The 10,610-nt window shown below is 71.1% G+C and carries 11 protein-coding genes and 1 pseudogene; 3 read left to right on the top strand and 9 right to left on the bottom strand.

Annotation, left to right across the window (positions count from 1 at the left end; translation table 11 throughout):
• A partial coding sequence (locus ACRDSQ_RS17430) for a lipase family protein (RefSeq protein WP_431422458.1) occupies positions 1-1,230 on the top strand: 1,230 nt, incomplete at its 5' end.
• 3 nt (positions 1,231-1,233) lie between these two features.
• Here the strand turns inward: ACRDSQ_RS17430 and ACRDSQ_RS17435 are convergent.
• Complete coding sequence (locus ACRDSQ_RS17435) at positions 1,234-2,214, bottom strand: zinc-binding dehydrogenase (RefSeq protein WP_431422461.1); 981 nt, start codon at positions 2,212-2,214, stop codon at positions 1,234-1,236.
• Between the two features lie 85 nt (positions 2,215-2,299).
• On the opposite strand from ACRDSQ_RS17435, the gene ACRDSQ_RS17440 reads away from it, so the two are divergent.
• Entirely contained in the window at positions 2,300-2,941 is a 642-nt protein-coding gene (locus ACRDSQ_RS17440; protein WP_431422478.1) for a TetR/AcrR family transcriptional regulator, read from the top strand.
• On the opposite strand, the gene ACRDSQ_RS17445 is transcribed toward ACRDSQ_RS17440, so the two are convergent.
• The 7 genes from ACRDSQ_RS17445 to ACRDSQ_RS17475 form a co-directional block, all read right to left on the bottom strand.
• Positions 2,938-4,227: a glutamate mutase L gene (locus ACRDSQ_RS17445; RefSeq protein ID WP_431422463.1), complete on the bottom strand. Its 1,290-nt coding sequence runs from the start codon at positions 4,225-4,227 to the stop codon at positions 2,938-2,940. The two genes, ACRDSQ_RS17440 and ACRDSQ_RS17445, sit on opposite strands and share 4 nt — an antisense overlap.
• A gap of 144 nt (positions 4,228-4,371) precedes the next feature.
• Positions 4,372-5,286, bottom strand: a complete 915-nt coding sequence (locus ACRDSQ_RS17450; protein ID WP_431422464.1) for a cation diffusion facilitator family transporter — start codon at positions 5,284-5,286, stop codon at positions 4,372-4,374.
• Positions 5,287-5,324: 38 nt separating this feature from the next.
• Positions 5,325-6,557: a mannose-6-phosphate isomerase, class I gene (manA, locus tag ACRDSQ_RS17455; RefSeq protein WP_431422465.1), complete on the bottom strand. Its 1,233-nt coding sequence runs from the start codon at positions 6,555-6,557 to the stop codon at positions 5,325-5,327.
• A gap of 43 nt (positions 6,558-6,600) precedes the next feature.
• Positions 6,601-7,692, bottom strand: a complete 1,092-nt coding sequence (locus ACRDSQ_RS17460; protein ID WP_431422468.1) for a hypothetical protein — start codon at positions 7,690-7,692, stop codon at positions 6,601-6,603.
• On the bottom strand, positions 7,689-7,898 hold the full coding sequence (locus ACRDSQ_RS17465; protein ID WP_431422470.1) for a Trm112 family protein: 210 nt from the start codon (positions 7,896-7,898) through the stop codon (positions 7,689-7,691). The genes ACRDSQ_RS17460 and ACRDSQ_RS17465 overlap by 4 nt, the downstream gene beginning before the upstream one ends.
• 67 nt (positions 7,899-7,965) lie before the next feature.
• Complete coding sequence (locus tag ACRDSQ_RS17470; RefSeq protein ID WP_431422473.1) at positions 7,966-9,312, bottom strand: phosphomannomutase/phosphoglucomutase; 1,347 nt, start codon at positions 9,310-9,312, stop codon at positions 7,966-7,968.
• Between the two features lie 88 nt (positions 9,313-9,400).
• Entirely contained in the window at positions 9,401-9,757 is a 357-nt protein-coding gene (locus ACRDSQ_RS17475) for a DUF3499 domain-containing protein (RefSeq protein WP_431422474.1), read from the bottom strand.
• Positions 9,758-9,886: 129 nt separating this feature from the next.
• Between ACRDSQ_RS17475 and ACRDSQ_RS17480 the strand changes: the two genes are divergently transcribed.
• A complete protein-coding gene (locus ACRDSQ_RS17480; protein ID WP_431422476.1) occupies positions 9,887-10,348 on the top strand; it encodes a metallopeptidase family protein in 462 nt (153 codons plus the stop codon).
• 3 nt (positions 10,349-10,351) lie between these two features.
• On the opposite strand, the pseudogene ACRDSQ_RS17485 reads toward ACRDSQ_RS17480, so the two are convergent.
• A pseudogene (locus ACRDSQ_RS17485) lies at positions 10,352-10,610 on the bottom strand (hypothetical protein); the annotation flags it as partial.

Consider the following 10,610-nt stretch of genomic DNA (forward strand, 5'->3'; position numbering starts at 1 on the left):
CTGCGGCCGTGGGCGGGCGGGTGGATGTCGGCGCCGGTGCTGGCCGTCGCGGGGCTGTTGGGCGGCGGTTTCGGCGCGGGGCTGGCGATCTCGGTGCGCAAGCTCGTCGGGACCGAGGGGATCAAGCTGCCCCCCGGCTACGACCAGGTGACCCTGCTGTGGGGCGCGGGCGCGGCGATCGGTCTCGTCGTGGCGCTGCCGGTAGTGGCGTGGGTGGTCGTCAAGTACCTGCGCAGGCGCGGGCAGCACGAGGTCGACCTGCTGCACCAGGGCAGGCCGCGGGACCGGCTGCGCGCCGACCGCGCGTGGCACACCGCCACGTGGCAGCGCCGCAACCTGCACCGACTGCTGCTGACCGGGGCGACCGTCCTGGCGCTCGGCGCGGGCATCGCGGTCACGACCCGGGTTCTCGGCGTCAAGCCGCCGGTGTGGATGGAGCCGTTCTCCGCGGTCGGGATCGTCGCGCTCGGCCTGCTCGCGGTGTCGCTGCTGCGCGCGGTCTACACCGCGGCGACGGACCCCGCGCTGGGCAGGCGGCTGGGTGTGGTGGCCGACCTGGCCTGCTTCTGGCCGCGTGAGGCCCATCCGACGGTGCCGCCGTGCTACGCGCTCAAGGTCGCCCCGGAGCTGGCGGCGCGGGTGAGTCATCACCTGCGAGACCCGAACACGCGGGTCGTGTTGACCGGCCACAGCCAGGGCGGGCTGCTGGTCGCCGTCACCGCCGCGCGGCTGTTGGAGTCGCTCAACGAGCCGGAGCGGCAGCGGGTCGGGATCGTGACCGTGGGCTCGCAACTGCAGTGGGCGTACTCGCGCGCGTTCCCCGCCGTGGTCCCCCACAGTTCGATGAGCACGCTCGCGGGCGAACTCGGCACGCGCTGGCGCGCCCTGTGCCGCGGCACCGACCCCGCAGGCGGCGCGGTGACGACCTGGAACAGGCAGGTTTGCGGCGACCGCCTTCTGGGCACCGGCTTCCGCCCGGATGGCACCGTCGGCCCACTGCCCGCCGCCACGCGAAGCCCCACGGGCGCCCTGGTACTGGGCGGCGACCACTGGCTCCCCGACCCGATGCGCGGCCCGTTCCCGGCCCGACGGTGGGCGCCGGGCGTACTCAAACACGGCAACTACACGGCGGACCCGGAGTGGGACCGCGCGGTCGCGATGGCCGCCGGGCTTGACCCGGAGGAACCCGAATCGTCGGGCCTGCCGTGGCCAAGCGCGGGAACGCGCTAGAAGTCATCCAGGGACCAGGACCGCTTTGCCCTGAACGGACTTGTCGAGTAAGTCGCGCACGGCGGTTGAGGCTTCGCGCAGGGGGTATCTGGTGACCTCGACGGTGATGGTCTTCGCGGCCGCGAGCGTGAAGACCTTGGTCAGGTCCTCACGGAAGCGGGCGTTTGGGGTGACGTTGTACAGGCGGGCGCGTCTGCCTCGACCGAGGCCGAGGAAGCGACGTGCTTCCCAGGCGGCCACGCGAGCGGCCATGCCGAGGTACGGCAGGAAGGCGGGGCCCGATTGGTCCACTGTGGACGCAGCGCCATAACTGACCACGGTGCCGCCGCGGGCCAACAAGCGGTATGACCGCGTCAGGGCCCGGCCGCCGAGGTGGTCGAAGACAACGTCCACGCCAGCGGGAGCGCGCGTCCGGACCTGGGCGGAAACGTCCGACCGGTAATCGACCGGGGTCGCCCCCAAGGAGGCGACCTTGGCGAGGTTCGCGGCTGACGCGGTGCCGATGACCTTGGCGCCCGCGAGCAGCGCGAACTGGGTCAGCAGGGCTCCCACACTGCCCGACGCGCCATGGACCAGCACGGTGTGACCTGGTTGGACTCCGGCCACCCGGTGGGCGAGTTGCCAGGCGGTCACGCCGTTGGTGACCAGCGCGACCGCGACGGCCGGGTCCACCTCGTCCGGCACCGGCACGACCGTGGCGGCGTCGACCTCGACCGCGCTGGCCCAGGCGCCAATCCGGGGCATGGCTGCGACCAGGCCGGGACGGCCGTCTTCGACGTGTCCGACCAAGTCGTATCCACTGACGAACGGAAACTTCGGCTGGGCGTAGAAGCGGCCGCGCATCATCTCGATGTCGGCCGGTCCGACGCCTGCCGCGGCCACCCGGACCAACACCTTGCGCGGGTCGCGGTCCAGCCGCGTCTGTCGCGGTTCCAACACTTCCGGCCCACCGCGTCGGGTGGTCACCACCTGGTCGACGATCATCAGTGACACCTTCTCGCTGTCGTTAGAGGTTATAACTATAGATTAAGCCTGTTACGCTTCGGCTGTCAAGGAGAAGGGTGTGGACATGTCGAGGCGGGAGCAATACCGCGAGGACACCCGGCGGGACGCGAAGCGCATCGCGATGGCACAGCTCGCGGTCGCGGGCCCCGCGGGCGTTTCCCTCAACGCCATCGCCAAGGAGATGGGGCTCACCGGGCCCGCGCTCTACCGCTACTTCACCGGCCGCGACGCGCTGCTCGGCGAACTCATCGCCGACGGATACACCGAACTGGCCAAGACGGTCGAGCGGACCGCCGAACTCGCCGCCCGCCGCACCCCCAAGGCCCGCCTGCGCGAGATGGCCGACGCCTTCCGGGAATGGGCGCTCGACGAGCCCCAACGCTACCTACTCCTCTTCGGCAGCCCGGTCCCCGCCTTCCGCGCGCCCGAGCACACGGTCGACCTGGCCCAACGCACCCTGACCGCCTTCGCCGAGGTCCTCGCCGAGATCCCCGAAGAGTCGAGCCACCCGGCACTGGAACGCCAGTTCGCGCTCTGGATCCGTCAGCGTGGGACGGGCCTGCCACCCGCGGCCATGAAACGCGCGGTGATCGGCTGGACACGAATGCACGGGGTCCTCAGCCTCGAAGTGGAAGGCCACTTCGACATAATGGGCTTCGATCCGGCACTGCTGTTCCACGCCGAGGTCGACGCACTCACCGGCTAGACGAGCGACGACTCCAGGAGGCGGTCGGCCGCCGGACCGCGGCCAGAGTCGGCCAGCAAGCCCGCGGGGGCCAGGACGTAGTGGCGGTCGACGACCATCCGCGCGGTCCGCAGGACAGGGCGGAGGATCGGGTCGGCCCGCAGCGTCTCCTCCACCCGGGCGAGACCATCAGCGGAGGCGTGCCGGAAGACGCCGCCGGACAGGACGAGCAGGCCCGCTCCCTTGGGGCCCAGTTGACCGTCGACGAGCCGCAGGTGGCGACGGACGGCGAGGATCGCCGCGAGCGACGCCAATCGCATGTCCACTTCGGACTCCTCAGCGGTCGACGGAATGAAGTCCACGTCGTGAGCGCGGTGTTTCGCCGCCGCCGCAAGGTCTTCCGGTCCGCTGATCAGCCGCTCCGCCACCGCCTCGGCCACGATCCCCGGCGCCGACCACCGCATGCCGATGTCGCCCTCGACCGTGCGCCGGTCGGCGGGCAACGCCACGGTAGCGATCCGCTCACCTTCCACAGTGGACACAGCGGAGTACACGTCGGTGGTCGCCCCGCCCACGTCGACGACCAGCACCGCACCCTGTTCCTCCTCGCGCGCCAGCACGCCTGCGAGCCGCGATACACCGGTCAGCACCGCGTCCGGGGTCACCGTGCGGACCAGAGACCGGAACCGCGGCCCACGGGAAAGCCCCTTGCCGCCGATCACGTGGCTCAGGAACGCCGCCCGGATCGCTCGCCGCGCGGGCCCAGGGGCCAGTTCACCCACATCGGGCAGCACGTTGTCGGTCGCGACGACGTTGCGGACCGCCAACAGCGCGAGCGCCTCATCACGTGCGTCGGAGTTGCCCGCGAGCACGATCGGGACGGTGATCCGGTTGACCGCCAGCTTGCGCGCGTTGTGCAGCAGCACCCGCTGATCGCCACCGTCGGTCCCGCCGACCAACAGCACGATGTCCGGTCGGTCCGCCCGCAGCGCCCGGATGCCCGCGCCGTCGAGGTCGCCGCTGGACACGTGGACGACCTTCGCGCCCGCCGAGAGAGCCACCCGGTAACCGGCCTCGGCACTCACCAGCCGTTCCTGTCCGACGACCGCGAGCCGCAGGCCGCCGCCCGCCGACGAGCACGCCAGCACCTCCGCCCCGGCCGCGAGCGCCGAGGTCACCGCCGCCACGCCGTCGAGGACCTCCGGCGGCGTCGTCTCGTGCTGGGCGGTCCCCAGCAGGTCGCCGTCCGGTGCCACCAAGGCGCCTTTCGTCCACGTCGAGCCGACATCCAAGCAGAGCAGGGGCACGAGCGAGAATCCTACTTGTCGACAGCTTCCGCCCCGACCGAGGAACGTCGAACTCACTGTCCTGAACGTCGAACTCATTGTCGGGAACGGGGAACTCATTGTCGGGAACGGGGAACTCGGTGTCGGGAAGTGGGGACTCGCGGGTTAGACGGGGGCGCGGTAGAGGTCGGGCTCGAGGTAGATCAGGCGGGCGGCGGGGACGGCGGCGCGGATGCGGGCCTCGGCGTGGTCGATGGCCTGGGCGATCTCCGCCAGCGTGAGGTCCGAGGTGAAGGCGATCTTGGCGGCGATGAGGAGTTCGTCGGGGCCGACGTACTGGGTGCGGATGTGGATGACGCGCTCGATCTTGCCGCTCACCAGGCTGGCCTCGATCGTCTCCGACTCCCTGGGCGTGGCGCCCTCGCCGATCAGCAGCGACTTCATCTCGATGATCAGGATGATCGCGATGACACCCAGCAGCACGCCGATGCAGATCGTGCCGATGGCGTCCCAGACCGGGTCTCCGGTGAGGATCGTCATGCCGACGCCACCGAGCGCGAGGACGAGGCCGAACAGGGCGCCCGCGTCCTCAAGCAGCACCACCGGCAGCTCTGGGGTGCGGGAATGGCGGATGAAGCCCCACCACGTCGCGTCGCCCTTGACCTTCTTCGACTCGACGATGGCCGTGTAGAACGAGTAGCACTCCAGGCCGATCGCGACCACCAGGATGATCACCGCGACGATCGCCGACTTCAGCGGCTCCGGGTGGCTGAGCTTGTGGATGCCTTCGTACAGGGCGAACGCCGAACCGAGGCTGAACAGCATCAGGGCGACGATGAACGAGTAGAAGTACCGGTCGCGGCCGTAGCCGAACGGGTGCGTCTTCGTGGCCGCGCGCAACGAGGTCTTCTGGCCGATCAGGAGCAAGCCCTGGTTGGACGTGTCGGCCACGGAGTGCACGGACTCCGCGAGCATCGATGACGACCCGGTGATCAGGAAGCCGGCGAACTTCGCTACGGCGATGCCGGCGTTGGCGAACAGCGCGGCCAGGATCGCCTTGGTGCTACCCCCTGCGGACACGGGCACTCCTCAACTCAGTCCGGTGTGTCGGGATGAGACTAAAGCGTGTCATGCGCCGGTGACTCGACACCCACGGTCGCGATGAAAATCTGGGCCCGGCCCGTCCCGTCGGGACGCACCTTCAGTTCCGGGTCTGCGGCGGGCACCCAGATCGAGTGACCCCGGGCCAGGGCGACCTCGCCGCTGTCTCCCCGCACGGTGACCGCGCCTTCGGTGCAGACGACGATCTGCGGGCGGCCGCTCGACATCGCCACCTCCGCCCGGTCGTCGTCGGGCCACTCGATGCGCGACAGCTCGAACTCGGCCGCGTCCGTCCGGTAGGTGCGCAGTTCGCCGTCGTGGTCGCCGGTGGTGACCGGCATGTCGCCGCAGCGGAAGTCGAGCACCCGCAGCAACTCGGGGACGTCGACGTGCTTCGGGGTGAGCCCGCCGCGCAGGATGTTGTCGGAGTTGGCGAGGATCTCGACGCCCGTGCCGTGCAGGTAGGCGTGCAGGTTGCCCGCGGGCAGGTAGATCGCCTCACCTGGGCCGAGGACCAGCCGGTTGAGCAGCAGCGCCGCCAGCACCCCCGCGTCGCCGGGGTAGCGCTCGCCGAGTTCGAGCACGGTCTGGCATTCCAGGGTGAACTCGCCGTGCTCCTTCATGTGCCGCACGCACGCTTCGAACAGGTCCGGCAGCAGGCTCTCCAGCGAGGTCTGCGGCAGCGTGATCCATGTGGTGAACAGCGCGCGCAGGCCGTCGGAGTCGGCCTGGTCGCTCAGCAGGTCGATGTAGGGCGACAGGCTCGGGGTGCGCACGGCGTCGAGGAGGGCGACCGTGCGGTGCGGGTCGCGGAAGCCGGCGAGCGCGTGGAACTCGGTGAGCGCGCACACCAGTTCCGGCTTCGCCGTCGGGTCCGGGTAGTTGCGCTCACTCGCGTCGCGCGCGATACCGAGCTTCTCTTCACGCGCGTACCCGTCGGCGGCCTGCGCGGCCGACGGGTGGGCCTGCAGACTCAGCGGCTCGTCGACGGCGAGGATCTTGAGCAGGAACGGCAGCCGGTTGCCCCAGCGGGCCGCGTTCTCCGCGCCGAGTTGGCGCTCCGGGTCGGCTTCGATGCAGCCGATCAGCGAGACGTCCGTGCGCGCCAGGTGCGACGGGTCGCCGGGGTGGGCGCCCATCCACAGTTCCGCCTCCGGATGCGGTGCGGGCACCGGCTTTCCGAGCAGCTCGGCAATGGTCGTGCGCGACCCCCAGGCGTACGGGCGCACAGCATTGCGCAAAAGCTCCACTACAACTCCATCCTCAGTCCACCAAGAACTCGCCCGATCCGAATCAGGCGTTAGTGGGCGCGTACGGCCCCGATCCCCCCGCGGTACCCGCCGCCAGGCCGAGATAGAGCGCGGCGAGTTCGAATCTGAGCGCGAGGACGGCGGCGAGCGTCGGCTCGTCACCGGTCACCTCTTCGGCGATGGAAAGCAGGTCTGCCCCGGGCAGCGTCGCCGCGGCGTGGGCGCGCGCCGGGTCACCGGGGACGGAGCGGACCGCGAGGAGCAGCACCCGCAGCGCGGTGGTGGGGGCGTCGAAGTCGTCCGGGTCGGCGAACACGTCGCGGCCGGAGGTGGCGGCGACCGCCGCGCGGTGCAGCGCGGTGCGGCTCATCGCCTGCGGGTAGCCCGCGACGTCGCACACGGCCTCGGTGTGGGTGGCCAGGACCTGCGCGGCGTGCCTGCCCACGGCGGACGCGACCGGGTCGAGCCCCCAGAGCAGCGGCGTGTGGTCGGCCAGCCGCAGCGCGAGCGACTTCGCCGGGTTGACGAACGACTCGTGCTGCATGTGGTCGCGTTCGGCCTCTTTGTCGAGTTCGTCGGCGAGGGCGTCGATGTCCACCTTGAGCAGGCCCAGCGAACGCATCGCGAGCAGACCGGACGTGAGCGCCTTGGCGAAGCCGAAGCCCGGCGGCACGGTGATGCGCGGGGCGATCAGCACGGCCTGGCCCGCCGCGGCGGCGGCGACCGGCCCCTCCTCGGGGGCAGTCAGCACGATGCTCGCGCCGAAGCGGCCCGCGCGGGCGATCGACTCGGCGAGCGCGGTCTCACCCGCGTCGTCGGTGTGCGCGATCACCACGTCGAGCGGGCCGATCCAGTTGGGCACCTGGTCGGTGACCACGAGCGGGACGGGGCACGACGGCAGCAGCAGCGCGGCGATCAGGTGGGACACGGCCGGGCCCAGACCGGGCCGGGTGACCAGCACGATCGCACGGGGCTTGAACCCCTCCAGCCGCTCGATCCTGGCCTCGGCCGCGGCGTCGGCGGTGGCGCGCACCTGGGCGCCCGCCCGCGCGGCGGCCCGCAGCAGCCCGTGGGTGTCGACCTCGGCCAGCCGGACGGCGTCGTCCAGCAGGCTGTCGTCGGGCAGCGCCGTCACTGGTCCGCCGGCTGCTCGCCCGGCTCGGTGGCCTCGTCGAGCAACAAGACGGGGACGCCGTCGTCCACCCGGAACTGGCGCCCGCACTCGGTGCAGGTCAAGGCGTCGGCATCGGGGTCGGCGGGCGTGCCGACGACCAGTTTGGCGTGGTCATCCGACGGGCACGCGAGGATGTCGAGCAACTGCGGGTCCAGGTCGACTGCCATGGTGGTCCTCCTCGTGTCTGAGTGTCCCAGGGCGGGACGGCTCCCGCTCGGTCAAGATCAGCGCCGGTCAGGCCCGCACGATCGCCAGCACCTCGTCGCGCAGCGCGGCCACCGCGGCGTCGTCGGCGGCCTCGACATTCAAGCGCAGCAGCGGCTCGGTGTTGGACGCGCGCAGGTTGAACCAAGCGCCGTCCGGGAGCTGCACGGTCAGGCCGTCGAGCTCGTCGAGCTCCACGCCGTCGCGGGCGCCGAACTCGGCCTTGATCGCGGCGAGCCGGTCGGCCTGGTCGGCGACGGTCGAGTTGACCTCGCCGGAGGCGGCGTAGCGGTTGTACTCGCTGGTGAGCGCCGAGAGCGGGCCGTCCTGCTCGCCGAGCGCGGCCAGCACGTGCAGCGCGGCCAGCATGCCCGTGTCGGCCTTCCAGAAGTCGCGGAAGTAGTAGTGCGCCGAGTGCTCGCCGCCGAAGATCGCGCCGGTGCGCGCCATCTCCTCCTTGATGAAGGAGTGGCCCACGCGGGTGCGGACCGGCTTGCCGCCGTGCTCGGCGACGATCTCGGGGACGGCCTTCGAGGTGATCAGGTTGTGGATCACCGTGCCGCCGGGGTCCTTGGCCAGCTCGCGCACCGCGACCAGCGCGGTGACCGCGCTCGGGGAGACCGGCTGTCCGAGTTCGTCGACGACGAAGCAGCGGTCGGCGTCACCGTCGAAGGCCAGGCCGGCGTCCGCACCAACCTCGACGACCTTGGCCTGCAGGTCGACGATGTTCTTCGGGTCGAGCGGGTTCGCCTCGTGGTTGGGGAAGTTGCCGTCGAGCTCGAAGTACATCGGGATGATCTCGATGGGCAGGCCTTCGAAGACCGTCGGGACGGTGTAGCCGCCCATGCCGTTGCCCGCGTCCACGACGATCTTGAGGGGGCGGCTGCCGGACAGGTCGACGAGCTCGCGGAGGTGGACGGCGTAGTCGGCGAGCAGGTCCCGCGTCTCGACGGCGGCGGTCTTGCCGGAGCTGGGGGTCCCCTCCTCGACGTCGCGGCGGATGTCGGTGAGGCCGCTGTCCTGGCCGACCGGGGAGGCGCCCGCGCGGCAGAGCTTGATCCCGTTGTACCGCGCCGGGTTGTGGCTCGCGGTGAACATCGCGCCGGGCAGGTTCAGGCTGCCGGAGGCGTAGTAGAGCATGTCGGTGCTGGCCAGGCCGATGTTGATCACACCGACGCCCTCGCCTGCCGCGCCCTCGGCGAACGCCTCGGCCAGGCCGGGCGACGAGTCGCGCATGTCGTGTCCGACGACGATGGTCGGACCGCCGACGAGTCGGGCGAACCCGGCTCCGGTGGCTCGGACGAGGTCGGCGTCGATCTGCTCGCCGACGACGCCGCGGATGTCGTAGGCCTTGAAGACGCCGGACAGGTCACGCACTGATGCTCCCAAGGGGTCGGATCGGCGGCTCTGCGATGCCACCGGCAGCCTACCGGCGAGGAACATCCCGGCAGTACCGACCGCGAAATCAGTCGTTGACCGGATCCGGCAGCACCCGAAGGTGTCCGCGTCGGAAGCCGAGGGCTGGGTCGGGGGGCTCGATGGGCCGGTCCACGCGACCAGCCTCGCGGACGGCCTCCGCCAACGCCGTCAGGTCGTCCACCGTCGGCTCAGGCAGGGCGAACTCGCCGTCATGCCGGACGACCTCCCACCCGCGCGGCACGGTCAGCCGCAGGGCGTGTTCCTCGCACAGGTCGTAGCTGTGCGGTTCGGAGTAAGTGGCCAGTGGCCCGACGACGGCGGTGGACTCCGCATAGGCGTAGGTCAGCGTGGCGACGGCCGGGTTGAGACACCCGGTTCGCGAACACCGTCTCACGCTCCGCACGATCGGTGACCATAGCGCCTCCGAGGGTTCGCGCGACGCAGACGCGCCCACGACACGCCCTGCTACCCGCCGTCGTCACGCGAGGCACGCCCAATCGGCGCAGCGGGGCGACCGCGTAACCTGCTCCTCGTGGTGACGGCTCGCAGTTCCCGGCGGCGCGGACGACGCAACCGCGATCGACATGGCCGCGGTCTGCGCGGCCCGCTGTTCCCTTCGACCCTGCCCGCGGCCAGCACGCGCGCGGAGAAGTTCGACGCGCTCGTGCTCGACGCGCTGGAGCCGATCGAGGCCCGGTGGCGCACGGAGCTGACCAAGCTCGACGTGGCCGTCGACGACGTGCCCGAGGTCCCGGACGGCACCGCGCCCGACGGGGTGCTCGCCGACAGCGGGGTACCGCTCGCCCGCCTGGTGGCGGCGGGTGTCGACCGACGCGGACAGCCGACCCGCGCGCGCATCGTCCTGTACCGCAGGCCCCTGGAGGCCAGGGCGAAGGACGGCGCCGATCTCGCCGAGCTGATCCACGACGTGCTCGTCGAGCAGGTGGCCAACTACCTCAACCTCGACCCCGGCGTCATCGACGGCGAAGCCTGACCTTCAGTCCTCTTCGCGGCGTCCGGGAATGGCTGTCAGCAGGATGAACAGGACTACGGCGCCTTGGGTTAGGAGCAGGACGCTGCGTAGGGCTGTGGGCTGCTCTATCCGGACCTCTGCTTCGCGGGTCGGGATCACGATGGCGACGAGGTGGCCCCAGGCCCGCACGATCGCGGCCTGCTTGCCGTCGATGGTCGCCTGCCAGCCGGGTTCCTCTTCGGCGGCCACCACGAGGAGCCGACCCTGTGGACCGTCCGACACC

The organism is Actinokineospora sp., from assembly GCF_050699995.1.
Lineage (GTDB): Bacteria > Actinomycetota > Actinomycetes > Mycobacteriales > Pseudonocardiaceae > Actinokineospora.